Origin of the sequence: Streptomyces sp. DG1A-41 (genome assembly GCF_037055355.1) — a bacterium.
GTDB lineage: Bacteria > Actinomycetota > Actinomycetes > Streptomycetales > Streptomycetaceae > Streptomyces.
This window is the reverse complement of record NZ_CP146350.1, coordinates 7934648-7960956: the sequence shown is the minus strand read 5'-3', so window position 1 is coordinate 7960956 and position 26309 is coordinate 7934648. Positions and strand designations below refer to the sequence as shown.

The following is a 26309-nucleotide window of genomic DNA, read 5'->3' as shown; positions in this document are numbered from 1 at the left end:
GGGGGCGGATACGTGGTTCTATTCGAACCCGGTATTCGTCGACGTGGAAGGTACCTGACCCGATGAGACGTCAACTGCTCGCCGCCATCGCGTTATTGGGCGCCTTCGCGCTGGGCGCCGGCACGGCCTCGGCCGCCGGTGCCCCGCAGTGGGCTCAGACCGGCACGGCGTACACCGACACCCTCGGCGGCGGGCAGGGCCTGGCCAGCCGCGCGGACGGCTCCCTGCTGTACCGCGGTCTTGCCTCCATCCCGCTGAACCTGCGGGCCAAGGGCTGGAACCACATAGGTGACCCGGACATCGCGCGCGGCCATGTCTTCGACGCCTACCAGGGCCCGGACACGGCCACGTCCAAGATGTTCGCGGTCACCACCCCGGCCGGGAAGCGCTACGAGTACGTGCACCCGCTGAACCCGGGCGAGAAGCTGAACAACTCCTTCGCCGCCGTCTCGCCCGACGCGCAGTGGCTGGTGTCGGGCGAGTGGGGCGAACAGAGACGGCTCCAGGTGTTCCCCGCTCCCCTGCTCAACCCCTCGACGCCGCAGACCGGCGGGGAGCTGAAGGAGGCCGGGCGGATCACCCTGGACAAGCCCGTGCGGGACATCCAGGGCTGCGACTTCGTGACGGACACCCGCCTGCTGTGCGCCTCGAACGACGCGACCGGCACCCTCTTCCCGGAGATCCGCCCGCTGCTCCAGGTCGACCTGCCCCGCAGGCTGGACGGGCAGCCGGTCACCGGCACGGTCACCAGCCTGTTCGCGCTGCCGCAGCGCAGCGTGTGCACCGGCACGTTCGAGACGGAGGGCGTCGACCACGACGTGAGCACCGGCACCCTGCGCGTGCAGATGATCCCGCCGGGCGTGTGCGCGGTGACGACGGCCGTCCACGCGTACCAGCAGGTCACCCGCTGATCGAGCGGAGGTACGGTGGGCCGCGTGACCGGTGAAGAGTCGCTGCGGCCCCAGTCCCTCATGCTGACGTTCCTGGGCGACCAGGTGCTCGGGCGCGATGTGTGCGTGTACTCGGGCAGCGTCATCGACGTGTTCGCCCGCGCCGGGATCGGCGAGCAGGCGACCCGCTCCACGCTGACCCGGATGGTGAACCGTGACCTGCTGCGCCGCCAGCGCGAGGGCCGCCGGATGTACTTCGGGCTGACCGAGCGCTCGGAAGCCGTGCTGCGCGACGGCGAGCGGCGCATCTGGCAGACCGGTGCCGTCAACCGGCACTGGGACGGCACCTGGACGCTGCTCGGCTTCTCCCTGCCCGAGTCCTGGCAGCGCCAGCGCCACGACCTGCGCTCCCAGCTGACCTGGAGCGGCTTCGGCCCGCTGTTCAACGGACTGTGGATCGCGCCGGGCGAGGTCGACGTGTCGGCGCTGGTCGCCGAGCTCGGCCTGTCCGCCCATGTCAAGGTCTTCCGGGCGCACGCCGACGCCGGGATGGACATCGGCCAGATGATCGAGGAGACGTGGGAGCTGTCCGACCTGGCCGACCGCTACGAGGCGTTCGTACGGCGCTGGCAGCCGTGGGAGGACGAACTGCCGGACGCCGACGATTCGCTCGTGCTGCGGCTGCGGCTCCAGACCGAGTGGCTGCGGATCGTCCGGCGCGATCCGCGCCTGCCCGTCAAGCACCTGCCGGACCACTGGCCGGCGGAACAGGCCGAGAAGACGTTCCGGGCGGTGCACGACCGGCTCTCACCGCTCGCGCGCGACGCCTCGGAACGCCTGCTCGACCTGGTGCCCGCGCGGCCTCAGGCGTAGAACGCGGGCTCAGGCCTGGACTCGGCCTCAGGCGTAGAACCGCGACAGGCTCTGGAGCACCGCGGCCGGCTTGGCGCCGCCCTCGATCTCGATGGCGCCGTCGACGGTGATCTGCACGCCGCCCGGCACCTCCTCGACCTCGGCGAGCTTCGCCACCAGCCGGATGCGGGAGCCGACCTTCACCGGGGAGGGGAAACGCACCTTGTTGAGGCCGTAGTTGACCTTCGTCGTCACGCCCTGGACGTCCAGCAGCTCGGTGAACAGCGGGATGAAGAGGGAGAGCGTGAGGTAGCCGTGCGCGATGGGGGCGCCGAAGGGGCCCTCCTTGGCCTTCTCGGGGTCCACGTGGATCCACTGGTGGTCCCCGGTCGCGTCGGCGAAGGTGTCGATCCGCTCCTGCGTGACCTCGATCCAGTCGCTGGTGCCGAGGTCGCTGCCCGCGAGCTTCTTCAGTTCGTCGAGGCCGTTGACGGTGATGCTCATGGAGGCGTCCTTCACTGGGAGTCGGTGCCGTAGCGCTTGCGCACACGGGATTTGAGGAGCTTCCCGGAGGCCGTGCGGGGCAGTTCGTCCGCCACCACGACCGACTTCGGGATCTTGTACTTGGCGAGGCGGCCGGCGAGCGACGCGAGCACCTCGTCGGGGTCGAGTACGGCGCCTTCACGGAGTACGACGACCGCGCGGGGCACCTCGCCCCACTTGTCGTCCGGCACCCCGATCACCGCGCACTCGACGATGTCCGGGTGGGCGAGGACCTGGTCCTCGATCTCGGCGGGGTAGATGTTCTCGCCCCCGGAGATGATCATGTCCTTGAGGCGGTCGACGATGTAGACGTAGCCGTCCTCGTCGACCTGGGCGGCGTCGCCGCTGCGGAACCAGCCGTCCGCGAAGGACGCGGCCGTCTCCTCGGGCAGCCCCCAGTAGCCGGGCATGACGTGCGGCCCGCGCACCACGACCTCGCCCACCTCGCCGACGTCGACCGGCGCGAGGTCGGGCCGTACGACGCGTACGTCACTGAAGAAGTGCGGCACGCCCGCCGACCCCGCCTTGCTGACGGCGTGCTCGGCGTCCAGGAACAGCGTGCCGGGGGCGGCCTCGGTCATGCCGTACCCCTGGAGGAAGGTCAGGCCGCGCCGCTGGTACGCCGCGATCAGCGGGGTCGGGACCGGGGAGCCACCGCAGGTCAGGATGCGCAGCGACGACAGGTCGGCCTCCGGCCAGCGCGGGTGCCGGGCCACCTGGTCGAACATCGTGGGCACGCCGAACATGAAGGTGATCCGGTGCCGTTCGATCAGGTCGAAGGTGGCGTCCGGGTCGAAGGCCTCGACCAGGACGCAGGTGCCGCCCTTCAGCAGGACCGGGAGCGTCAGCATGTTCAGGCCTGCGGTGTGGAACAGCGGTGCGGAGACCAGGGCGCGTTCGTCGGCGAGCAGGTCGTGGTCGATGAGGACGTTGATCGCGTTCCAGGTGAGGTTGCCGTGGGTGAGCATCGCGCCCTTGGGGCGGCCGGTCGTCCCGGAGGTGTACATGATGATGCAGGTGTCGTCCGGGGTGACCGGCGTGTCGATGGGCTCGTGGGAGGCCGAGGCCAGCGCCTCCTCGTACTCGGCGCCCACTTCGACATACGTACGGACATCCGTGCTGCCCGGCAGTCCCGCGACCAGACCGGCGTGCGTGGGGCCGTAGACGAGGGCCTTGGCGCCGGAGTCGGCGAGCTGGTAGGCGATCTCCGGGCTGGCCAGCCGGGTGTTGAGGGGGACGAAGACCGCGCCGAGCGTGCCGGCCGCGAACAGTGTCTCCAGGTAGGAGGGGTGATTCGGGCCGAGGTAGGCGATGCGGTCGCCGCGGCGGACGCCCCTCTCGCGCAGGGCGTGGGCGAGACGGGTGGTGCGGTCGTACAGGCCCGCGTAAGTGCGGGGAGTGTCGCCGTGGATCAGGGCGGTGCGGTGCGGGGTCTTGCGGGCCCGGCGTGCGGGCCATGACCCCAGTCCCTCGTTGCGCATGTCACGCCCCCTACGGTTTCGTCAGCCCGAGCAGGCGGGCGGCGTTCTCCTTGAGGATCTTCGGCCGGACCTCTTCCTTGATCGTCAGCTTGTCGAAGTCGGCGAGCCAGCGGTCGGGGGTGAGGACGGGGAAGTCGGAGCCGAAGAGGACCTTGTCCCTCAGCAGCGTGTTCGCGTACTGCACGAGCTGCGGCGGGAAGTACTTCGGCGACCAGCCGGACAGGTCGATGTGCACCCCGGGCTTGTGCGTGGCGACGGCCAGGGCCTCGTCCTGCCAGGGGAACGACGGGTGCGCCAGGATGATCTTCAGGTGCGGGAAGTCGGCGGCGACGTCGTCCACGTGCAGCGGGTTGGAGTACTTGAGGCGGATGCCGCCCCCGCCGGGCACGCCGGCGCCGATGCCGGTCTGGCCGGTGTGGAACAGGGCGATCGTGCCGGTCTCCTCGATCACCTCGTACAGGTCGTACGCCACCGAGCGGTCGTTGGGGAAGAAGTTCTGGATGCTGGGGTGGAACTTGAAGCCCTTCACCCCGTACTCCTCGACCAGACGGCGGGCCTGCTTCACACCGGCCTTCCCGCGGAAGGGGTCGATGGAGGCGAAGGGGATGAGGACGTCGGCGTTGGCGGCGGCGGCCTCGGCGACCTCCTCGTTGGGGACGGGCGGCGTGCCGGTGGCGGACTCGGCGTCGACCGTGAAGATCACGGCTGCCATCTTCCGCTCGCGGTAGTACGCGGCGGTCTCCTCCAGGGTCGGCTTCCGCTTGCCCTCGACCTTGAAGTAGGCGGAGGAGGCGTCGTGCAGGTCGTCGTCCAGGGAGGAGTGGCCCTTGGAGGAGACCTCCGCGTGGGTGTGGACGTCGATCGCGACGAGGTCGTTCAGGTCCATCACGCCTCCGGGAACTTCGGCGCCGGGATGCCGACCGACTGGAGCTCGGCACCGACCGAGGTGTGCCAGGCGTCCGCCAGGGCGCCGGGGGTCCAGCCGCCGTCGGCGTACGCCGCCCTGATCTCCTGCGGATGCGACCAGAGTGCCACCTTGTCGCCGCCGATGCCGATGCACTGACCGGTCACGCCGCGCGCGGCCTCGCAGGCCAGGAACGGGACCAGGGCGGCGCAGTCCTCGGGGGTGCCGAAGCCCTCGCCCTTGCGCAGGAAGTCCGGCAGCGGCTCGCCGCTGCGCATGGCCTCGATGTACGGGGCGAAGGCCGGGATCGTCTCGGTCATCGCGGTCGCGGCGACCGGGACGATCGCGTTGACGGTGATGTTCGCGCGGCCCAGCTCCATGGACCAGGTGCGGGCCATCGCCGCGATGCCGGCCTTGGCGGCGGCGTAGTTCGTCTGGCCGAAGTTGCCGCGCTGTCCGGCCGGGGAGCCGACCAGGATGAGCGAGCCGCCCTCGCCCTGCTCGCGCATCCGGACGGCGGCGGCGCGGGCGCAGGTGAAGGTGCCCTTGAGGTGGGTGGTGATCACCGCGTCGAAGTCGTCGTCGGTCATCTTCCACAGCACCTTGTCGCGGAGGATGCCCGCGTTGGTGACGAGGACGTCCAGCCGACCGAACTCCTCGACCGCGCGGGCGACCAGCCGGTCCGCCGCCTCGGCCGTACCGACCGGGACCACCTCCGCCACGGCCTTGCCGCCCGCCTCGGTGATGGACTTCACGGCCGCCTCGGCCACCGCCTCGTCGACGTCGTTGACGACCACGGACGCGCCGTGGGCGGCCAGGGCGTGGGCATAGGCGAGGCCGAGGCCACGGCCGCTTCCGGTGACGACGGCGGCCTTGCCGGTCAGATCGATGCTGGGCACGAGGGGGTCCCTTCCCACGGTGATGCGGACGGCTACGAGATCGAAGCTAAGAGCAATAATTGTTGACGTCAATAGTTGTTGCCGTCCGCCGGGTGCGCGACACTGGACCGGACCGGCACACACGCACGACCAGGGAGCCCGCCATCAGCCGCCAGCACGCCACGAACCCGGCCCCCATCGACGCGCACGAGCCGTGGATGCGCGCTCTGCACGCCGACACGGGCTACCTCCTGTACCGCCTGGGCCTGCGCTCGGGACAGCTCTTCAACGCCTGCCTCCAGGAGTCGGGCCTGCGCCTGCGCCATTACGCGGTCCTGCGCTTCCTCGCCACCTCCGACGGCGCCCTCCAGCGCGAGCTGAGCACCCGGCTCGGCTACGACCCGAGCGCGATCGTCGGCCTGGTCGACGACCTGGAGAAACAGGGCTTCGCCGAGCGCCGCCCCTCCCCCGACGACCGCCGCAGCCGGATCGTCGCGCTGACCGAGAGCGGCCGCGCGTTCCTGCGCGACACCGACGAGGCCGGCCAGCGGGTGACGAACGAACTCCTGGGCCCGCTGGACCCCGCCGAGCGGGAGGCACTGCACACGCTGCTGCTGCGGATCGCCGAGGACGGCCTGAACTGATGTTGTGCAAATGATTGACGGCTGCACGCTGGATGCATAACTTCACCGGCTAACCGAGACCCGTCCCCCAGGGAGCTCCCGTGCAGCCATCCCCCTCTGCCGCTCAACCAGCCCCCGATTCCCGGCAGTTGCGCCGCGTGGCCGTCTCCGGCCTGCTCGGTACGGCCGTCGAGTTCTACGACTTCCTCGTCTACGGCACGGTCGCCGCGCTCGTCTTCGGCGAGCTGTTCTTCCCCGGGCCGACCCGGCGGTCGGCACCATCGCGGCGTTCGGCACCTTCGCCGCGGGCTATCTCGCCCGCCCGCTCGGCGGCATCGTCTTCGGCCACTTCGGCGACCGGATCGGCCGCAAGTCGATGATGCTGCTGACCATGGTCCTGATGGGCTGCGGCAGCTTCCTCATCGGCCTGCTGCCGACGTACGACGCGATCGGTGTCTGGGCCCCGGTCCTGCTGGTCGCCCTGCGCGTGGTGCAGGGCATCGCGATCGGCGGCGAGTGGGGCGGTGCGATGCTGATGGTCGTCGAGCACGCCGAACACGCGCAGGGTTCCCGGCGCGGCCTGTGGTCCAGCTTCACCCAGCTCGGCGCCCCGCTCGGTTCCGTGCTGTCGGCCGGTGTGGTCACGCTCGTCGCCGGTCTGCCCGACGACGAGTTCCGCTCCTGGGGCTGGCGGGTGCCGTTCCTGCTGAGCATCGTGCTGCTGGCCGTCGGGCTGTTCGTGCGCCTCAAGGTCGCCGAGAGCCCGCTGTTCGCCCAGGTCAAGCGGGAACCGATGGACAAGCCGCCGATCGTGGAGGTGCTGCGCCGCCCGAAGCCCGTGCTGCTGGCCGCCTGCGTCGGCATCGGCGCGTTCACCACGCAGTCGCTGCTGACGAGCTTCATGATCTCCTACGCCGTCGACCAGGGGTACACCCGCCCGCAGGTGCTGACCGCGGTGACGATCGCCTCCTGCGTGGCCCTCGCCGTCCTGCCCGCCGCGTCCGCGCTGTCGGACCGGGTCGGCCGCCGGCCCGTCGTGCTCGCCGGAGCGGTCGCCTCGGCCGCGCTCGCCTTCCCCGTCCTGGCGCTGGTGGACTCGGGCTCGCCCGGACTGCTGATCCTCGCCCTCGCCCTCGGTCACGGCGTCGCCCAGTCCACGATGTACGGGCCGCTCGGCGCCCTGCTCACCGAGATGTTCGGCACCCGCGTCCGCTACACCGGCGCCTCCCTCGGCTACCAGGCGGCCACCCTGGTCGGCGCCGGGTTCTCCCCGCTGATCGCCGGCAGCCTCCTCGCCTCGTACGGGGGCGGGAGCACGCCCGTCTCGCTGCTGCTGTGCGCGGGCGCGGCCATCACCGCCGTCACCGTGTGGCGACTGCGCGAGACGCACACCGACGCCCTGGACTCCCCCGCCGCCGCCCCCGCCCTGGAAGGGACCCCGCGTTGAGGATCCGCCTCGCCTTGCTGACCGCCTGCCTGTCCCTGGCGACCGCCCTGCCTGCGCAGGCGGCCGCCACGGACACCCATCTGGAGGGCCGGCTCCCCTCCGGCGCCGGGTACGTGATGGACGTACCCGCGTCCTGGAACGGCACGGTGCTGCTGTACAGCCACGGCTACACCCCGGCCGGAGCCCCCAACCCGGCGCAGAACACCCCGGGTGCGGACGCCCGGGAGAAGCTGCTGGCCGAGGGCTACGCCCTGATCGGCTCCTCGTACGCGACGAACGGCTGGGCCGTCACCGAGGCGGTGCCCGACCAGCTCGCCACGCTGGATCTCTTCACGGAGAAGTTCGGGGCGGCCCGGCGGACGCTCGCCTGGGGCACCTCGTACGGCGGCTTCGTCACCACGATGCTCGCCGAGCGGCACGCCGGCCGGTTCGACGGTTCGCTGTCGATGTGCGGGCTGGTGCAGGGCGGCGTCGCCAACTGGAACAGCACCCTGGACCCGGTGTTCGCACTGCGCACGCTCCTCGCGCCGGACTCCGGGATCCGGCTCGCGGGCTTCGCCGGCCAAACGGAGGCCGTCGCCGCCGGGAAGGCGCTCACCACGAAGGTCGACGCCGCGCAGCGGACCCCCGAGGGCCGGGCCCGGATCGCCCTCGCCGCCGCCCTGCACAACATCCCCGGCTACAACGACGCCTCGCAGACCCAGCCCGGCCCCACGGACTGGCAGACGCGGCAGGTCAACCAGTACACCGCCGTGCGGGGCCTCCTCCAGATGCCCGCGTTCAGCTGGCGGCAGGAGGCCGAGAGCCGGGCGGGCGGCAACCCGTCGTGGAACACGGGCGTCGACTACGGGGTGATGCTCGCCCGGTCACCGCTGTACAAAGAGGTGACGGAGCTCTACAAGGAGGCGGGACTGTCCTTGCGCACCGACCTCTCGGCCCTGGGCCGGGCACCCCGGATCTCCGCCGATCCGCCGGCCGTGCGGTGGATGCGGAACACCAGCGTGCTCTCCGGCCGGCTCGCCGACCCCCAGCTGAACATCCACACGACCGGTGACGCGCTGATACCGGTGCAGGCGGAGAGCGCATATCGTCGGGCGGCCACCGCGGCCGGCTCCGGGCCGCTGTTGCGTCAGGCCTACGTCGACGCCCCCGGCCACTGCACGTTCACCACCGGCGAGACGCTCGCCGCCCTGCACACCCTGGAACACCGCCTGGACACGGGCCGCTGGGACACCTCACCCGGCGCCCTCAACACCCGTGCCGCGGCGGAGGATCCGACGGCCGCCCCCCGCTACGTCCCGTACCGGCCCGCCGCCTACCCCCGCCCCTACGACCTCGCCCACCCGGGAGACGCCCGGCCATGACCGCTCTGCCCCGAGCCCTCGGCCCTGCTCGCACGGGGGGCGCCCCCACCGCGACCGACCGGCTGCTGTCCGTCCTCGCGGCCTTCGACCACGAGCACCCGGCCCTGTGCCTGACGGACATCAGCCGGCGGGCCGGGCTGAGCCTGACCACCGCGCACCGGCTCGTGGGCGCGCTCACCGAGTGGGGTGCCCTGGAACGGGACGAGTCCGGCGTCTACCACGTCGGGCTCCGGCTGTGGGAGATCGCCGCACTGGCGCCGCGCGGCCTCGCCCTGCGGCAGATCGCGCTGCCGTACCTGGAGGACCTGTACGAGGCGACGCACGAGAACGTGCAACTGGCGGTGCGGGACGGCTCGGACGTCGTCTACATCGAGTGGCTGTCGGGGCGCTCGGCGGTCGGGGTGCACATCCGCGTCGGCGCGCGCTGGCCGCTGCACGCCACCGGGGTCGGGCTCGCCCTGCTGGCCCACGGGGAGCCGGAGTTCCAGGAGGAGTACTGCGCGGGCGAGCTCGCGTCCTTCACGCCGTACACGATCACCGACCCGGCGCGGCTGCGGCGGGAACTCGCCGAAGTACGCCGGACCGGCGTCGCGGTGAGCGACCGTCAGGTCACTGAGGACGCCCTGTCGGTGGCCGCGCCGGTGCGCACGGCGGACGGCTCGGTGGCCGCCGCCGTGTCCATCGTGGTGCCTCAGGCGGACGCCCAGGTGCCGGTACTGGTCCCGGCGGTACGGGTGGCGGCACGCGGGATCTCACGGGCCCTGGGGTGGCAGCCGGAGCGGGCCTGAAGGGGCGGGCTCAGCGGTTACCCGGTCAGGCTTTCCGCGCGAAGCGGTCCGTGACACTCAGGCCACGCAGAACTCGTTGTCCTCCGGGTCCCGCAGCACGACGCCGTAGTAGTCCATGTCCGGCTCGTCCATGATCCGCAGCACGGTCGCGCCGGCCGCGGTCAGCCGGTCCACCTTCGCCGTGATTCTCCGGGTGCGCTCCGGCAGGGGTACGCCCCTGCCGCCGCCGACCTTGAGATCGAGATGCACCCGGTTCTTGACGGTCTTGCCCTCCGGTACCCGCTGGAACCAGATGCGAGGTCCTCGCCCCTCCGGATCGACGATCGACTCGGGGGTCTCCCCCACTCCCTCGGTCAGTTCCTCCGCGGGCACCCCCATGTCCTCCCAGTACACCCGCCAGGTGGGGTGCCCACCGGGGGCCGGTTCGGGCACGTAACCGAGGGCCTCGGTCCAGAAGGTCACGAGCTTCGCCGGGTCGGCGCAGTCGATGGTCAGCTGCAAGGTGACGTCCATGCCGTGAGCATCGCAGGAGGGTCTGACAACGGCCCGCCCCTCCGTCATGCCCGCACCTCCCGGATGCCCGTAACACCCCGGTCGCCAGGGCCCGTTCAGGACCTGCATTGATCGGCCGCGCCGCACTTTTCCCGGCTTTACCTCTTGACGACCCGGGTGGCGTGGAGCACATTGACGGCACTTTGAGAGCGCTCTCAGCCTCCTGCACCCGATCCGTATCCGCACCCGTACCCGTACCCGAGAGGCATCCCCCATGAGTGACACCTCCGGCAGACCCCGCGCACGGCGACCCTTGCGGCGGGCGTTCGTCGCCGTCGTCAGCGCACTCGGCCTCGCCGCGGTCGCCGCCACCGCCGCGACTCCCTCGGCGAGCGCCTCCGCGCCGCCGCCCCCGTCGGGCTGGACCCAGGTCTTCCTGGACGACTTCAACGGCCCGGCCGGCAGCGGCGTCAACACGTCCAACTGGCAGTACGCGACCGGCAAGGGCTACCCGGGCGGCCCCGCCAACTGGGGCACCGGCGAGGTCGAGACGATGACGAGCAGTACGGACAACGTCTCCCTCGACGGCAACGGCAACCTCCGCATCACCCCCCGGCGCGACGCCGCGGGCAACTGGACCTCCGGCCGCATCGAGACCAACCGCACCGACTTCCAGCCCCCGGCCGGCGGCACACTCCGCGTGGAAGCGCGCATCCAGGTGCCGAACGTCACCGGGGCCGCGGCCAAGGGCTACTGGCCGGCGTTCTGGATGCTGGGCGCCCCCTACCGCGGCAACTACTGGAACTGGCCGAGCGTCGGCGAGCTGGACATCATGGAGAACACCCAGGGCCAGAACACGGTGTTCGCGACGATGCACTGCGGCACCTCGCCGGGCGGCCCGTGCAACGAGACGAGCGGCATCGGCAGTTCGACCACCTGCCAGGGCACCACCTGCCAGTCCGGCTTCCACACCTACCGGATGGAGTGGGACCGCTCGACGAGCGTCGAGGAGATCCGCTTCTACCTCGACGGCGTCAACTTCCACACGGTGCGCGCCAACCAGGTCGACGCGACGACCTGGCGCAACGCCACCGACCACGGCTTCTTCATCATCCTGAACGTCGCGATGGGCGGCGGCTTCCCCGACGCGTTCGGCGGCGGCCCGGACGCCGGGACCCAGCCCGGCCACCCGATGGTCGTCGACTACGTCCAGGTACTGTCGTCCGGCGGCGGCACCACGCCTCCCCCGACCGGGAACCGCGACGCCTACTCCACCATCCAGGCCGAGTCCTACGACGACCAGTCCGGTGTGAGCACCGAGACGACGTCCGACTCCGGCGGCGGCCAGAACGTCGGCTCACTGGCGAACGGCGACTGGCTGCACTTCAAGGGCGTCAACTTCGGCTCCACGGCGGCCCGCCAGTTCAGCGCCCGGGTCGCGAGCGGTGCGGCGGGCGGCGTCAGCGGACTGGTCGAGGTGCGGCTGGACAGCCGGAGCAACGCGCCGATCGGGAGCTTCGCGGTGGGCAACACCGGCGGCTGGCAGTCGTGGCGGACGATCCCGGCGAACATCGGCTCCGTGACGGGCACGCACGACGTGTATCTGAGCTTCACCAGCGGACAGCCGGCGGACTTCGTGAACGTCAACTGGTTCACGTTCGGGCGCTGACGATCCCGGGCAAGGGGGCTCCACGCGCGCGTGGGGCCCCTTTTCGCTGCCCGGCTTGCCTGGCCTCAGCGCAGTTCCGCCCGGAACGCCGCCGGCGTCACGTCCGTGTGCTGGTGGAAGAACTTGGAGAAGTTCGCGGCGTCGGGGAAGCCGACCGCCGCGCCGACCCGGCCGATCGGCAGGTCGGTGTGGGCGAGGAGCCGTTTGGCCTCCAGGACCACGCGCTTGTCGATGAAGGCCTTGGGGGTGTCGCCGGTCGCGGCGCGGACCGCGCGGACCAGGGTGCGGCGGGAGTAGCCGAGCGCGTCGGCGTAGGCGCTGACGCTGTGGTTGGTGGCGAAGTCCTTCTCCACGGCGTTCCGGAAGAGGGTGAAGGTGGAGTCGGACGTCTGTCGTACCGACTCGGCCGAACTGGCGGCGAGATGGGCGAGCCGCAGCAGGAACGCCGTCAGCGAGTGGCGCAGGACGGCGGTGTGCAGACTCAGCGGCAGCGTGTCGGTGTCCTCGTACTCGCGTCGTAGCTGGCCGAGCGAGTCGCGTAGACCGGCGAGTTGGGCCGGATCGGGGCGCAGCAGCGGCGGCAGGTCGTAGCGGTACAGGCCGGTGGCCTCCACGGTCGCGCGGGGCAGGAAGCCGGGCTGCATGGTCAGCACCGTTCCGCGGTACTCGCTCGTGCGGGAGAAGCGGTGGACCTGCCCCGGGCGGATCCACAGCAAATCCCCGGCCGTGGCCTCGTACTCGGTGAAGTCGACCATGTGCCGGACCGGGCCCTCGCCGAACAGCAGCACGACGTGGAAGTCGATGCGGTGCACGCGCTCCAGGGGCGCGTCGGCGTGCCAGGTGCGGCCGGTGCCCATAGGGCCGACCTGCATGCCGACGCCGCCGACACTCAGCTCGACCGGGAAGGGGAACGTTCTGATCCCGTCGCCGCCCTGGATGCTTCTGTCCGCCATATCCGCCATGTCCGCCTCGTACCGCCCCGCTCGCGGGCCGCGCCGCCTCCGGGTGTCCCACTTTCACCACAGGCTGGCACACGGCGACCTTCCGTCGAAAAAGTCGGACTTTTAGCTTTGAACACGTCAGAGCAGCCACTCGCTCCCATCGAGGATTTTTGAAGATGAGCACGCAGACAGCGGACAGTTTCGAATGGACCGGACTCGACCGGCGTGCCGTCGACACCGCCCGCCTGCTGGCGGCCGATGCCGTCCAGCGGGTCGGAAACGGCCATCCCGGCACCGCGATGAGCCTGGCGCCGGCCGCCTACACGATCTTTCAGAAGGTGATGCGGCACGACCCGGCCGATCCGGAGTGGACCGGCCGTGACCGCTTCGTCCTGTCCCCCGGTCACACCTCGCTGACCCTCTACACGCAGCTGTACCTCGCGGGCTACGAGCTGGAGCTGGACGACCTGAAGGCGTTCCGCACGCACGGCTCGAAGACACCCGGGCACCCCGAGTACGGCCACACCGCGGGCGTGGAGACCACCACCGGCCCGCTCGGCCAGGGCGTCGCGAACGCGGTCGGCATGGCGATGGCCGCCCGCTACGAGCGCGGCCTGTTCGACCCGGACGCGCCCGAGGGCGAGTCCCCCTTCGACCACACCATCTGGGCCATCGTCTCCGACGGCGACCTCCAGGAGGGCGTCTCCGCCGAGGCATCCTCGCTGGCCGGCCACCAGAAGCTCGGCAACCTGGTCTTCCTCTACGACGACAACCACATCTCCATCGAGGGCGACACCGCGACCGCGTTCTCCGAGGACGTGCTGAAGCGGTACGAGGCCTACGGCTGGCACGTGCAGCGGATCGAGCCGCGGGAGGACGGGGACGTCGACGTGCACGCGCTGTACGCGGCGCTGAAGGAGGCCCAGGCCGAGGCCGGGCGCCCCTCGATCATCGCGATGCGCACCATCATCGCCTGGCCCGCCCCGAACGCGCGGAACACCGAGGCCTCCCACGGCTCGGCGCTCGGCGAGGACGAAGTCGCCGCCACCAAGCGCCTCCTCGGTTTCGACCCGGAGCAGACCTTCGAGGTCGCCGACGAGGTGCTGGCGCACACCCGCAAGGCCCTGGACCGGGGCGCCGAGGCGCACGCCGCCTGGGACAAGCGGATCGCCGCCTGGCGCGGCGAGAACCCGGAGCGGGCCGCCACGTTCGACCGGGTCGGCAAGGGCGAGCTGCCCACGGGCTGGGAGGACGCCCTGCCGGTGTTCGAGCCGGGCAAGGCGGTCGCCACCCGGGCCGCGTCCGGCAAGGTGCTCCAGTCCCTCGGCACCGTCGTCCCCGAGTTGTGGGGCGGCTCGGCCGACCTGGCCGGCTCCAACAACACCACCATCGACAAGACGTCGTCCTTCCTGCCGAAGGGCAACCCGCTGCCGGAGGCCGACCCCTACGGCCGCACGATCCACTTCGGCATCCGCGAGTTCTCCATGGCCGCGGAGATGAACGGCATCGCCCTGCACGGCAACACCCGGATCTACGGCGGCACCTTCCTGGTCTTCTCCGACTACATGCGCAACGCCGTGCGGATGTCGGCCCTGATGCAGCTGCCGGTGACGTACGTGTGGACGCACGACTCCATCGGCCTGGGCGAGGACGGCCCGACCCACCAGCCGGTCGAGCACCTGGCCGCGCTGCGCGCCATCCCGGGGCTGAACGTCGTACGCCCGGCCGATGCCAACGAGACCGCGCTCGCCTGGGCCGAGATCCTCAGGCGGCACACCACCGAACCGGCCCCGCACGGTCTCGCGCTCACCCGCCAGGGTGTGCCCACGTACGAGCCGAACCCGGACACGGCACGCGGCGGTTACGTGAGGACCGAGGCGGAAGGCGGCGAGCCGCAGGTGATCCTCATCGCCACGGGTTCCGAGGTGCACGTCGCCGTCGAGGCGCGTGAGCACCTCCAGGCGGCGGGCGTGCCCACCCGGGTCGTGTCCATGCCGTCCGTGGAGTGGTTCGAGGAGCAGCCGCGCGAGTACCGCGAGCGCGTCCTGCCGCCGTCCGTGAAGGCCCGGGTGGCGGTCGAGGCCGGTATCGGCCTGACCTGGCACCGGTTCGTGGGGGACGCGGGACGCATCGTCTCCCTGGAGCACTTCGGCGCCTCCGCCGACGCGAAGACCCTGTTCGCCGAGTACGGCTTCACCCCCGAGAACGTCGTCGCCGCCGCCCGCGAGTCCCTGACCGCGGCCCGTGTCTGATCCGACCGCCCGAAAGAAGATGATCACTGTGACCGAAGCGACCGCGAGCGCGGGAGCACTCGAGCGCCTGTCCGACGAGGGCGTGTCGATCTGGCTGGACGACCTGTCCCGCCGACGGATCGAGTCCGGCAACCTGGCCGGGCTCGTGGCGACGAGGAACGTCGTCGGCGTCACCACCAACCCGTCCATCTTCCAGGCCGCCATCGGCTCCGGCGAGGGCTACGAGGAACAGCTCGCCGACCTGGCGGTGCGGGGCGTCACCGTCGACGAGGCCGTCCGGATGATGACGACGGCCGACGTCCGGGCCGCCGCCGACGTCCTGCGGCCGGTGTACGACGCCACCGGCGGCCGGGACGGCCGGGTGTCCATCGAAGTCGACCCGCGTCTGGCCCACGACACGGCGGCGACCGTCGCCGAGGCCCGGCAACTGGCCTGGCTGGTGGACCGCCCCAACGTGATGATCAAGATCCCGGCGACGAAGGCGGGTCTGCCGGCGATCACCGAGGTGATCGGCGCGGGCATCAGCGTGAACGTGACGCTGATCTTCTCCCTGGAGCGCTACCGCGAGGTGATGGACGCCTATATCGCCGGTCTGGAGAAGGCGCAGGCGGCCGGTCGCGATCTGTCGGCCATCCACTCGGTCGCGTCCTTCTTCGTCTCCCGTGTCGACTCCGAGATCGACAAGCGGCTGACGCTGCTGGGCACGGAGGAGGCCCTCGCCCTGAAGGGCAGGGCGGCCCTGGCCAACGCGCGGCTCGCCTACGAGGCGTACGAACAGGTCTTCGCCGGGCCGCGCTGGCAGGCCCTGGGCGGTGCCCGCGCGAACCGGCAGCGCCCCCTTTGGGCCTCCACCGGTGTGAAGGACCCCGCTTACAAGGACACCCTGTACGTGGACGAACTGGTCGCTCCCGGCACGGTCAACACCATGCCGGAGGCCACGCTGAACGCCGTCGCCGACCACGGTGACGTCCAGGGCGACACCGTCACCGGCGGTTACGCCCAGGCGCGCGCCGACCTGGTGGCCGTCGAGCGGCTCGGCATTTCGTACGACGAGGTGGTGCGGCAACTGGAGGACGAAGGCGTCGCCAAGTTCGAGGTGGCCTGGCAGGACCTGCTGGACGCGGTCACCAAGTCCTTGAACAACAAGGGAGTTGACGCGGAATGAGTGAGGGCATCCCCCAGACGGCCGAGCAGGAGACCAAGGGGACCAAGGAGGACAAGGAGGCCCGGGCCGCCCAGGAGGCGGCCGGGGTGGAGCAGACCGGGGTGAGCGGCCAGGAACGGGCGGCCCCGCCCGCGCAGCACGCCGGCACCGACTTCGCCAACCCCCTGCGCGACCCGCGCGACCGTCGCCTGCCCAGGATCGCGGGCCCGTCCGGGCTCGTCATCTTCGGCGTGACCGGTGACCTGTCCCGCAAGAAGCTGATGCCTGCCGTGTACGACCTGGCCAACCGCGGCCTGCTGCCGCCGGGCTTCTCGCTGGTGGGTTTCGCCCGCCGGGACTGGGAGGACCAGGACTTCGCGCAGGTCGTGCACGACGCGGTCCGGGAGCACGCCCGCACCCCGTTCCGCGAGGAGGTCTGGCAGCAGCTCGCCGAGGGCATGCGGTTCATCCCGGGCGACTTCGACGACGACACGGCGTTCAAGCAGCTGCGCTCCGCCGTCGAGGAGCTGGACGCCTCCCGGGGCACCAGCGGCAACTACGCCTTCTACCTCTCTGTGCCGCCGAAGTTCTTCCCCAAGGTCGTCCAGCAGCTGAAGAAGCACAAGCTGGCCGACGCGCCGGAGGGCTCCTGGCGCCGGGCGGTCATCGAAAAGCCGTTCGGACGCGACCTCGACAGCGCCTGCGAGCTGAACGCGATCGTGCACGACGTGTTCGACCCGGAGCAGGTCTTCCGCATCGACCACTACCTGGGCAAGGAAACAGTCCAGAACCTCCTGGCACTGCGCTTCGCCAACCAGATGTTCGAGCCGATCTGGAACCGGTCGTACGTCGACCATGTGCAGATCACCATGGCCGAGGACATCGGCATCGGCGGTCGCGCGGGGTACTACGACGGCATCGGCGCCGCCCGTGACGTCATCCAGAACCACCTCCTCCAGCTGATGGCACTCACCGCGATGGAGGAACCCGCCGCCTTCGACGCGGCGTCGCTGCTCACCGAGAAGCTGAAGGTGCTGCGGGCCGTGCGGCTGCCGGAGGACCTGGGCAGGCACACCGTGCGCGGGCAGTACGCGGCGGCCTGGCAGGGCGGCACGAAGGTCCGCGGCTACCTGGAGGAGGAAGGCATCGACCAGGCCTCCTCGACCGACACCTACGCCGCGATCAAGCTCCAGGTGGACAACCGCCGCTGGGCGGGTGTGCCGTTCTACCTGCGCACCGGCAAGCGGCTGGGCCGCCGGGTGACCGAGATCGCGGTGGTGTTCCAGCGGGCTCCGCACTCCCCCTTCGACTCCACCGCCACCGAGGAGCTGGGCTCCAACGCGATCGTCATCCGCGTCCAGCCGGACGAGGGCATGACGGTGCGGTTCGGCTCCAAGGTGCCGGGTACGTCGATGGAGATCCGGGACGTGACGATGGACTTCGCCTACGGCGAGTCGTTCACCGAATCGAGCCCCGAGGCGTACGAACGGCTGATCCTGGACGTCCTCCTGGGCGACGCCAACCTGTTCCCCCGTCACCAGGAAGTGGAAGAGTCCTGGAAGATCCTCGACCCGATCGAGCAGTACTGGGCCACGCACGGCCGGCCCGCGCAGTACGCCTCGGGCAGTTGGGGACCCGCGGAAGCCGACGAGATGCTCGCACGAGACGGACGGAGCTGGCGCAGGCCATGAAGATCGACCTGACCGACACCACGGCAAGCAAGATCAACAAGGCGCTGGTGCAGGGCCGCCGCGCCATCGGCACGCCCGCCGTGGGCATGGTCCTGACGATGGTGATCGTCACGGACGAGGAGAACGCCTACGACGCGATCAAGGCGGCCGAGGAGGCCTCGCACGAGCACCCCTCGCGCACCCTGGTCGTCATCAAGCGGCACGCCCGCACCCCGCGCGACCGCCAGTCCTCCCGCCTGGACGCCGAGGTCCGGGTGGGCGCCGACGCGGGCACCGGCGAGACGGTGATCCTGCGGACCTACGGCGAGGTGTCCGAGCACGCCGACTCGGTCGTGCTGCCGCTGCTGCTGCCGGACGCACCGGTGGTGGTGTGGTGGCCGATGGACGCGCCGGAGGTGCCCTCGAAGGATCCGCTCGGGGCGCTGGCCCAGCGGCGGATCACCGACCTGTACGCCGTCGCGAACCCCCTGGAGGCCCTGGAGAGCCGGGTCCGCTCCTACGCACCCGGCGACACCGACCTCGCCTGGACCCGGCTGACGCCCTGGCGTTCGATGCTGGCGGCTGCGCTGGACCAGGCCCGGGCGAAGGTGATCTCGGCGGCCGTCGAGGCCGAGGCCGAGAACCCGGCCGCCGAGCTGCTGGCCCGCTGGCTGGAGGCGCGGCTGCACGTCCCGGTCGACCGTGTGGTCACCGCCGGGCCGGTCGTCACGGCCGTACGCCTGGGCACCGAGAACGGCGAGATCCTCATCGACCGCCCCGAGGGACCGCTGGCCACGCTCACCCTGCCGGGCCAGCCCTCGCGCACCCTCGCGCTGAAGGTCCGCGCCACCTCCGAACTCATCGCCGAGGAGCTGAGGCGCCTCGACGCGGACGAGATGTACGCCATCGCCCTGAACGGCGAGGCAACCGAGGAGACCCCTGCTCATGTCTGACTCCCCCTCCGGCTCCCCCAGGCTCACGCGGCGGCCCGAGTGGACCGCCCTGGAGGACCACCGCACGGACGCCCTGCCGCGGCCGGACCTGCGTGAGCTGTTCGCGGCGGACCCGGGGCGCGCCGAGCGCTACGTCGTGCACGTGGGCGACCTGCGCATCGACTACTCCAAGCACCTGGTCACCGACGAGACCCTCGCCCTGCTCCAGGAGCTGGCCACCGCCACCGACGTGTTCGGTCAGCGCGACGCCATGTTCCGCGGCGAGAAGATCAACGTCACCGAGAACCGGGCCGTGCTGCACACCGCGCTGCGCGCCCCGCGCGACGCGGTGATCGAGGTCGACGGCGAGAACGTCGTCCCGGGCGTGCACGCCGTGCTCGAGAAGATGTCCGGCTTCGCGAACCGGGTGCGCTCCGGGGAGTGGACCGGCCACACCGGCAGGCGCATCCGGAACGTCGTCAACATCGGCATCGGCGGCTCGGATCTCGGCCCGGCGATGGCGTACGACGCGTTGCGGCCGTTCACCGCCCGGGAGCTGACGTTCCGCTTCGTGTCGAACGTGGACGGCTCCGACCTGCACGAGGCCACCCGCGACCTGGACCCGGCGGAGACGCTGTTCATCGTCGCGTCCAAGACCTTCACCACGATCGAGACCATCACGAACGCGACCTCCGCGCGCTCCTGGCTGCTGGAGGGCCTCGGGGGCGACGAGAAGGCGGTCGCCGAGCATTTCGTGGCGCTGTCCACGAACGCCGAGAAGGTCGCGGACTTCGGTATCGACGTCGACAACATGTTCGAGTTCTGGGACTGGGTCGGCGGCCGCTACTCGTACGACTCCGCGATCGGCCTGTCCCTGATGATCGCGATCGGCCCGGACCGCTTCCTGGAGATGCTCGACGGCTTCCGCATCGTCGACGAGCACTTCCGCAACGCCCCCGCGGAGGCCAACGCCCCGCTCATCATGGGCCTGCTCGGCATCTGGTACGGCAACTTCCACGACGCCCAGTCGCACGCCGTCCTGCCGTACAGCCACTACCTGTCCAAGTTCACCGCCTACCTCCAGCAGCTCGACATGGAGTCCAACGGCAAGTCGGTGGACCGCGACGGCCGTCCCGTTCAGTGGCAGACGGGTCCGGTCGTGTGGGGCACGCCCGGCACCAACGGGCAGCACGCCTACTACCAGTTGATCCACCAGGGCACCAAGCTCATCCCCGCCGACCTGATCGGCTTCGCGCGGCCCGTCGCCGAGCTGAGCGACGAACTGAAGGCGCAGCACGACCTGTTGATGGCCAACCTGTTCGCGCAGGGGCAGGCGCTCGCCTTCGGGAAGACCGCCGAGGAGGTGCGGGCCGAGGGCGTGCCCGAGGGACAGGTGCCGCACCGCACGTTCAAGGGCAACCACCCCACCACCACGATCCTGGCCACCGAACTCACCCCGTCGGTCCTCGGCCAGCTGGTCGCCCTCTACGAGCACAAGGTGTTCGTGCAGGGCGCGGTCTGGAACATCGACTCCTTCGACCAGTGGGGCGTCGAACTCGGCAAGGTCCTCGCCAAGCGCGTCGAGCCCGCCCTGACCGAGGGCGCGGACGTCCCCGGTCTCGATCCGTCCACGGCCGCGCTGGTGGCCGCCTACCGCAATTTCGGGAAGTGAACTGACATGCAGATCGGTCTTGTGGGTCTCGGCAAGATGGGCGGCAACATGCGCGAGCGCCTGCGCAACGCCGGCCACACCGTCATCGGCTACGACACCAACCCAGAGAAGTCCGACGTCGCCAGCCTGGCCGACCTCGTCAACCAGCTTCAGGCGCCGCGCACGGTCTGGGTCATGGTCCCGGCCGGCGACCCCACCCAGCACGTCATCGACCGTCTGGCGGACCTCCTCAAGCCGTACGACACGGTGGTCGACGGCGGCAACTCCCGCTGGACGGACGACGAGAAGCACGCCGAGGAGCTGAGCAAGCGCGGCATCGGCTTCGTCGACGCGGGCGTCTCGGGCGGCGTGTGGGGCCTGAAGAACGGCTACGCCCTGATGGTCGGCGGCGAGAAGGAGTACGTCGACCGGCTCCGGCCGATCTTCGAGGCGCTCAAGCCGGAGGGCCCGTACGGCTTCGTCCACGCGGGCCGGGTGGGCGCCGGGCACTTCGCGAAGATGGTCCACAACGGCATCGAGTACGCGATGATGCAGGCCTACGCCGAGGGCTGGGAGCTGCTGGAGGCCGTGGACTCGGTGGACAACGTCCGCGAGGTGTTCCGCTCCTGGCAGGACGGCACGGTCATCCGTTCCTGGCTGCTGGACCTCGCGGTCAACGCCCTCGACGAGGACGAGCACCTGGAGGGCCTGAGGGGCTACGCCCAGGACTCCGGCGAGGGACGCTGGACCGTGGAGGCCGCGATCGACAACTCCGTGCCGCTGCCCGCGATCACCGCCTCCCTGTTCTCCCGGTTCGCCTCCCGGCAGGACGACTCCCCGCAGATGAAGATGATCGCGGCGCTGCGCAACCAGTTCGGCGGGCACGCCGTCGAGTCCGCGAAGAAGGCGTAGGACGTGGGCGATCTGCTTTTGGTCCGCCACGGCGAGACGGAGTGGAGCCGGAGCGGACAGCACACCAGCTTCACCGACCTGCCCCTCACCCCGAACGGCGAGGAACAGGCCAAGTCGCTGGCTCCGCTGCTGACGGGCCGCTCCTTCGCGCAAATCCTCACCAGCCCCCTCGGCCGCGCGGTGCACACCGCCGAACTCGCGGGGCTGACAGGGGCCGTGCGGGACGCGGACCTGCACGAGTGGTACTACGGCGCCTACGAGGGCGTCACCACCGAGGAGATACACCGCACCCGTCCCGACTGGGACCTGTGGACCGACGGGGGCCCGCCCGGCCCCGACGGCAAGCCGGGCGAGTCCCCCGAGGAGGTCGGCGAGCGGGCCGACCGGGTGCTGTCCCGGGTGGCCGGCGCGCTGGCCGAGGGCGATGTGCTGCTGGTGGCGCACGGCCACATCCTCCGCGTCCTGACGGCCCGCCGACTGGGCCTGCCGCCGTCGCAGGGGCGGCTGTTCCGCCTGGAGACGGGCACGGTCAGCCGGCTGTCGACCGAGCACGGCCGGCCCGTGATCGCGGAGTGGAACACCAGGGCGTGACCACCACGCCTTAAGAAGCCCCGGCCGGAGGTGAGTTGACAGCCTCCGGCCGGGCGCGTCAGAGTCCCCGTCGATGCAGATCGACGACATGACGCCCGCCGAGGAGCGGGTGTGGCGGGCCTTTCCGCGCGGCGCTGACGTGGACTTCCGGGGCCGGCGGACGAGGACCCGGCGCTGGGCGCGGACTGGGGACCCGAACGGACCGTACGGGCGGCCGTGTTGCGGGCCCTGCTGCTGAGCGCCCCACAGGAGGACGGGGAGACGGCCGCCCTCCGGCTGGCGGGGGCGCGGATCACGGGCGTGCTGAACCTCACGTACGCGGAGGTCGACCACGCCGTGCGCCTCAGCGACTGCTTTTTCGAGGACGTCCCCGTCCTGTACGGGGCGCGGCTGCGCCAGCTGAACCTGCGCGACTCGGCCTTGCCCGGGCTGGACGCCGCCACCCTGCGTGTGGACGGCGTGCTGCGCATGTCGGACTGCGTGTTCGAGGGGCCCGTGCGGCTCGGCGGGGCGCAGATCTCCGGGGCGCTTTTCATGGACAGGGCCGCTGTCGACGAACGGCCCGCCGATCAGCCCGCGCTCCAGCTCAATCACGTGACCATCGGCGACGGCCTGTCGGCGCCGGGACTGCGCACCCGCGGCGAGGTGCGCCTGACGGGTGCCTCGGTCGCCGGGACGATCGACCTCAACCAGGCGCGGCTGGAGGCCGGTACCGGCGAGGTCGCCCTCGACGCGGAGACGCTCACGGTGGAGGGCGACGTCCTGCTGCGCGACGTGGACGTCCTCGGCTGGATCGGCCTGCGCGGCGCCCGGATCGCGGGCCGTCTCGACCTCTCCCACGCGCGCCTGGCGAACCCCGGTGGCACGGCACTGCGTGCCAGCAGCTGCAGCGTCGGGGAACTCTGGCTGCGCAGGAGCCCGCCCATGACAGGCGCCCTCAACCTGCGCCGCGCCCAGCTGGACGTCCTGTTCCTCGAACCGGACGTGGTCCCCGGGGAGGTCCTGCTCAACAGTCTCGTCTACACCTCCCTCACCCCGCACGAACCCGCCGAGCGGCGCCTGGCGATGCTGGAGCGGGACCGCGAGGGCTATGTCCCGCACGCCTACGAGCAGCTGACCGCGGCCTACCGCCGGATCGGCGACGACGACGCCGCCCGCCTCGTCCAGCTCGCCAAGCAGCGCCGCCGGCGCGGCACCCTGCCGTGGTACGGCCGGTTGTGGGGCCACGTCCAGGACGCGGCCGTCGGCTACGGCTTCCGGCCCCTGCGCGCCGCCGGCTGGCTGGTGTCGCTACTGGCGATCGGCTCCCTCGCCTACGCGCTGCACCACCCCGAGCCGCTGAAGCCGGACGAGGCCCCGCAGTTCAACCCGGTCTTCTACACGCTCGACCTGCTCCTGCCGGTGATCTCCTTCGGGCAGGAGAGCGCGTTCGCACCCGCCGACGGGTACCAGTGGCTCTCCTATGCCCTCGTGCTCACGGGCTGGATCCTCGCCACGACGGTCGTCACCGGAATCACACGGACCGTCAGCCGCCAGTGAGCGTCCGCACCGCGTGCTGTGCCGCCAGCCGTACCGGGGCGTTCGCGGCGCCGTAGCCCCGGTAGCCGTCGTCGCGTTGGACCAGTTCGAAGAAGACACGGCCGACGGTGCGGGTGTAGCAGTGGCGGAAGACACCGTGGGCGTCGCGGTCGTAGAGGATGCCGAGGTCGCGGTAGGTCTCCAGCTCGCCGTCGGCGAACGCGAAGCGGGCGGCGAGATCGTCGTGGTAGTTCGCCGGGACGGGCAGCAGACTGCCGCCGGCGTCCCGGAAGCGGCGGGCCGAGGCGACCACGTCGTCGGTGGCCAGGGCGATGTGCTGGGCGTGGACGGTGTCGTCGGTGGGCGCGGCGCCGACGGTGAGGGCGATCCGGACGCTGCCGTCGGCGTTGGTCACGGCACGGCTGCGCAGCAGGCCGTAGGGGTCGGCGACGTCCACGCTCTCCTGGGTGTGCAGGCCGAGCACACCGTGGTGGAAGAGGGCCGCCTCGTCGAAGTGGTGCCAGGGCTGGGTGAGGGCGAGATGGTCGATACGGCGTAGGGGCGCGGGCGCGGGTGCCGGGCGAGTGTCCTCGAAGTCGGCCCGCCAGTCGGGCAGGTCCGGACGGCCGGTGGCGCAGAAGAACAGCTCCGTGCCGTCGGGGGCGGCGACCGCGTCGAGCGGGGCGTCCTCGGGTGCGCGGCGGCGCGGCAGGACGGGGGCCAGCAGCGCCTCGGCACGCCGGGACGCCGCGGCCGGGTCCGGTGACTCCAGCCCGATGGCGGCGAGCTGGGTGCCGTCGCGGCGGACGGCCGGCCCGGTGTTGACGAGGATCCGGGCGTCCCCCTGCTCCCACAGGGCGACCGGCTTGCCGCGATGGCGGGCGGTGCGGGTGAAGCCGAGGGCGCCGAGCAGGGCGTTGAGGGGTTCGGCGTCGGGCGTGACCAGCTCCGCGAAGGCGACGCCGGTGGGGACGACGGGCTCGGGCAGGGCGGCCCGGCCCACCGTCTCCTCGAGGAGCAGCAGGGAACGCCGGGCGTCGACGGCGGTCGGACCGGCCTCGGCCTGCCGGAAGACGTCGTTGAAGACCTCCAGGGAGAGCGGTCCTTCGTAGCCGGTGCGCAGCACGTGCCGCACCAGGCCGGCGACATCGAAGCCGCCCTGCCCCGGGAAACAGCGGTAGTGGCGGCTCCACTGGAGGACGTCCATGGCGAGCAGCGGGGCGTCGGCGAGCTGGAGGAAGAAGATCTTCTCGCCGGGGACGGCCTCGATTCCCTTGGGGTCCGAGCCGCGCGAGAGGATGTGGAAGCTGTCCAGGCAAGTGCCGAGGGCGGGGTGGCCGGCCGACTCGACGATGCGCCAGGCGTGGTCGTACGTACTGACGTGCCGTCCCCAGGCGAGCGCCTCGTAGGCGACCCGGATCCCGGAGTCCCGGGCGAGGTCGGCGAGCCGGCTCAGCTGCTCGGTAGCGAGGGCGTCGTCGTCCACCGCCTGCGGGGAGACGCTGGAGCAGACGAGGACCGTGTCGGCCCCGAGCCTGCGCATCAGCTCGAACTTGTGGCGGGCCCGCCGCAGATTCCGGGCGAACTCGTCCTCGGGGACGGCCTCGATGTCCCGCATCGGCTGGTAGAGGTCGATGCAGAGGCCGAGGTCGGCGCAGCGGGCGCGGATCTCCTCGGGGGTGAGGGGACTGGCCAGCAGGTCGTTCTCGAAGATCTCCACCCCGTCGAAACCGGCCCGGGCCGCGGCGTCGAGCTTCTCGGTGAGGGATCCGCTGAGGGAGACGGTGGCGATGGACGTACGCACGTCGGAACCCCTTTCTAGTTGCGTGCCCCTACGGCCCCGGCCAGTTCGGTCAGATCCGCCAGCATCCGCGCCGCGCCGGGTTCCCGCCCGGTGAACAGGCGGAACGCGTCGGCGGCCTGGAAGGCGGCCATACCGCCGCCGTCGAGGGTGGCGCAGCCCAGCGCGCGGGCGGTGCGCAGCAGTTCGGTCTCCAGCGGGCGGTAGACGACCTCGGCGACCCACAGCCCGGGGTGGAGCAGTTCGGCGGGCAGGGGCAGGCCGGGGTGGGCCGCCATGCCGGTGGGCGTGGCGTGGACGATGCCGTCGGCATGCGCGAGCAGCCGCGCCTGCCCCTCCGGGGTCGCGGCGGCCGCACGGCCCCGGCCGAAGGCGCGGTTCAGGGAGCCGGCCAAGGCGGCGGCCCGTTCGGGCAGGGCGTCGACGACGGTGACCCGCTCGGCGCCGAGGGTGAGCATGGCGTGCGCTACGGCCGCGCCCGCGCCGCCTGCTCCCAGCTGCACGACCCGCTCCAGCGGTGCGTCGGGCAGCCCGCGCGCGAAGGACGCGGCGAAACCGGTGACATCCGTGTTGTGGCCGACCGCGCGGCCGTCCTCGAAGACGACGGTGTTGACCGCGCCCAGCGCCTCGGCCTGCGGGGCGAGCGCGTCCAGGTGCTCGATGACGAGCTGCTTGCAGGGGTGCGTGATGTTGAGCCCGTCGAACCCGAGGTCGCGGGCGGCCCGCACGAGATCGCCCACCGCCTCGGGCGGCATCCCGAGCGGGTCGATGTCGATCAGCCGGTACAGCAGGCGCAGGCCCTGACGGTCGCCCTCCCGCTCGTGCAGCGCCGGGCTGAGCGACGGGCCGATGCCGGAACCGATCAGTCCGACAAGATACGAGTCCTTGGGCACACGGGCCTCCCGAGCGGCTCACTAATGAACGAACTAGTACGTTAGTTATATCAGCCGAGCGCGACCACGGGAA

The 26309-nt window shown here is 71.4% G+C and carries 21 protein-coding genes and 2 pseudogenes; 15 read left to right on the top strand and 8 right to left on the bottom strand.

Going from position 1 to position 26309, the window contains the following annotated elements; genetic code table 11:
• Positions 1-62: 62 nt before the first annotated feature.
• Positions 63-911 (top strand): hypothetical protein, encoded by an 849-nt coding sequence (locus tag V8690_RS36760; protein ID WP_338784373.1) that lies wholly within the window; start codon positions 63-65, stop codon positions 909-911.
• A gap of 24 nt (positions 912-935) precedes the next feature.
• On the top strand, positions 936-1763 hold the full coding sequence (locus tag V8690_RS36755; RefSeq protein WP_338784372.1) for a PaaX family transcriptional regulator C-terminal domain-containing protein: 828 nt from the start codon (positions 936-938) through the stop codon (positions 1761-1763).
• Between the two features lie 27 nt (positions 1764-1790).
• Here the strand turns inward: V8690_RS36755 and V8690_RS36750 are convergent, their stop codons facing one another.
• Genes V8690_RS36750 through V8690_RS36735 form a run of 4 tightly spaced genes read right to left on the bottom strand, consistent with a single transcriptional unit; the run spans position 1791 to position 5569 of the window.
• The gene (locus V8690_RS36750) at positions 1791-2246 is read right to left on the bottom strand and encodes a MaoC family dehydratase (protein WP_059421568.1); all 456 of its coding nucleotides are present in this window, start codon (positions 2244-2246) and stop codon (positions 1791-1793) included.
• An 11-nt stretch (positions 2247-2257) separates the two neighbouring features.
• A complete protein-coding gene (gene menE / locus V8690_RS36745) occupies positions 2258-3766 on the bottom strand; it encodes an o-succinylbenzoate--CoA ligase (RefSeq protein ID WP_338784370.1) in 1509 nt (502 codons plus the stop codon).
• Between the two features lie 10 nt (positions 3767-3776).
• Complete coding sequence (locus V8690_RS36740; protein WP_338784369.1) at positions 3777-4652, bottom strand: amidohydrolase family protein; 876 nt, start codon at positions 4650-4652, stop codon at positions 3777-3779.
• Positions 4652-5569, bottom strand: coding sequence for an SDR family oxidoreductase (locus V8690_RS36735; RefSeq protein ID WP_338784368.1), 918 nt, complete (start codon positions 5567-5569; stop codon positions 4652-4654). Before V8690_RS36735 ends, V8690_RS36740 begins: the two co-directional genes overlap by 1 nt.
• A 197-nt stretch (positions 5570-5766) precedes the next feature.
• Here V8690_RS36735 and V8690_RS36730 point away from each other — a divergent pair, with 197 nt between their 5' ends.
• The 4 genes and pseudogenes from V8690_RS36730 (at position 5767) to V8690_RS36715 (ending at position 9770) form a co-directional block, all read left to right on the top strand.
• Positions 5767-6192 carry a MarR family transcriptional regulator gene (locus V8690_RS36730; RefSeq protein WP_338785583.1) on the top strand — a complete coding sequence of 142 codons (426 nt, stop codon included), beginning with the start codon at positions 5767-5769 and terminating at the stop codon, positions 6190-6192.
• An 80-nt stretch (positions 6193-6272) separates the two neighbouring features.
• A pseudogene (locus tag V8690_RS36725) lies at positions 6273-7618 on the top strand (MFS transporter).
• Positions 7615-8982: a DUF6351 family protein gene (locus V8690_RS36720; RefSeq protein WP_338784367.1), complete on the top strand. Its 1368-nt coding sequence runs from the start codon at positions 7615-7617 to the stop codon at positions 8980-8982. The pseudogene V8690_RS36725 and the gene V8690_RS36720 overlap by 4 nt, the downstream one beginning before the upstream one ends.
• Positions 8979-9770, top strand: a complete 792-nt coding sequence (locus tag V8690_RS36715) for an IclR family transcriptional regulator (protein WP_338784366.1) — start codon at positions 8979-8981, stop codon at positions 9768-9770. Before V8690_RS36720 ends, V8690_RS36715 begins: the two co-directional genes overlap by 4 nt.
• Positions 9771-9827: 57 nt before the next feature.
• On the opposite strand, the gene V8690_RS36710 is transcribed toward V8690_RS36715, so the two are convergent.
• Positions 9828-10283 carry a VOC family protein gene (locus tag V8690_RS36710; protein WP_338784365.1) on the bottom strand — a complete coding sequence of 152 codons (456 nt, stop codon included), beginning with the start codon at positions 10281-10283 and terminating at the stop codon, positions 9828-9830.
• A gap of 253 nt (positions 10284-10536) precedes the next feature.
• Between V8690_RS36710 and V8690_RS36705 the strand changes: the two genes are divergently transcribed.
• Complete coding sequence (locus V8690_RS36705; RefSeq protein WP_338784364.1) at positions 10537-11931, top strand: glycoside hydrolase family 16 protein; 1395 nt, start codon at positions 10537-10539, stop codon at positions 11929-11931.
• A gap of 65 nt (positions 11932-11996) precedes the next feature.
• Here V8690_RS36705 and V8690_RS36700 read toward each other — a convergent pair whose 3' ends face one another.
• Positions 11997-12884, bottom strand: coding sequence for an AraC family transcriptional regulator (locus V8690_RS36700; protein ID WP_338784363.1), 888 nt, complete (start codon positions 12882-12884; stop codon positions 11997-11999).
• A gap of 164 nt (positions 12885-13048) precedes the next feature.
• On the opposite strand from V8690_RS36700, the gene tkt reads away from it, so the two are divergent.
• The 8 genes and pseudogenes from tkt to V8690_RS36660 all read left to right on the top strand — a co-directional run bounded on the left by tkt (position 13049) and on the right by V8690_RS36660 (position 23563).
• The gene (gene tkt, locus V8690_RS36695) at positions 13049-15124 is read left to right on the top strand and encodes a transketolase (RefSeq protein ID WP_338784362.1); all 2076 of its coding nucleotides are present in this window, start codon (positions 13049-13051) and stop codon (positions 15122-15124) included.
• A 19-nt stretch (positions 15125-15143) separates the two neighbouring features.
• A complete protein-coding gene (tal, locus tag V8690_RS36690; RefSeq protein ID WP_338784361.1) occupies positions 15144-16289 on the top strand; it encodes a transaldolase in 1146 nt (381 codons plus the stop codon).
• On the top strand, positions 16286-17959 hold the full coding sequence (gene zwf / locus V8690_RS36685) for a glucose-6-phosphate dehydrogenase (RefSeq protein WP_338784360.1): 1674 nt from the start codon (positions 16286-16288) through the stop codon (positions 17957-17959). The genes tal and zwf overlap by 4 nt, the downstream gene beginning before the upstream one ends.
• Positions 17956-18891 (top strand): glucose-6-phosphate dehydrogenase assembly protein OpcA, encoded by a 936-nt coding sequence (gene opcA / locus V8690_RS36680; protein ID WP_338784359.1) that lies wholly within the window; start codon positions 17956-17958, stop codon positions 18889-18891. Before zwf ends, opcA begins: the two co-directional genes overlap by 4 nt.
• Positions 18884-20542 carry a glucose-6-phosphate isomerase gene (gene pgi / locus V8690_RS36675; RefSeq protein WP_338784358.1) on the top strand — a complete coding sequence of 553 codons (1659 nt, stop codon included), beginning with the start codon at positions 18884-18886 and terminating at the stop codon, positions 20540-20542. Before opcA ends, pgi begins: the two co-directional genes overlap by 8 nt.
• A gap of 6 nt (positions 20543-20548) precedes the next feature.
• Entirely contained in the window at positions 20549-21433 is an 885-nt protein-coding gene (gene gnd / locus V8690_RS36670; protein ID WP_338784357.1) for a phosphogluconate dehydrogenase (NAD(+)-dependent, decarboxylating), read from the top strand.
• Between the two features lie 3 nt (positions 21434-21436).
• Entirely contained in the window at positions 21437-22024 is a 588-nt protein-coding gene (locus tag V8690_RS36665) for a histidine phosphatase family protein (protein ID WP_338784356.1), read from the top strand.
• Positions 22025-22097: 73 nt separating this feature from the next.
• Positions 22098-23563 (top strand): annotated as a pseudogene (locus tag V8690_RS36660) (membrane-associated oxidoreductase).
• Here the strand turns inward: V8690_RS36660 and V8690_RS36655 are convergent.
• Positions 23550-25346 carry a TIM barrel protein gene (locus V8690_RS36655; RefSeq protein WP_338784355.1) on the bottom strand — a complete coding sequence of 599 codons (1797 nt, stop codon included), beginning with the start codon at positions 25344-25346 and terminating at the stop codon, positions 23550-23552. The pseudogene V8690_RS36660 and the gene V8690_RS36655 overlap by 14 nt on opposite strands.
• Positions 25347-25360: 14 nt before the next feature.
• On the bottom strand, positions 25361-26236 hold the full coding sequence (locus V8690_RS36650; RefSeq protein WP_338784354.1) for a shikimate dehydrogenase: 876 nt from the start codon (positions 26234-26236) through the stop codon (positions 25361-25363).
• Positions 26237-26309: the final 73 nt, after the last annotated feature.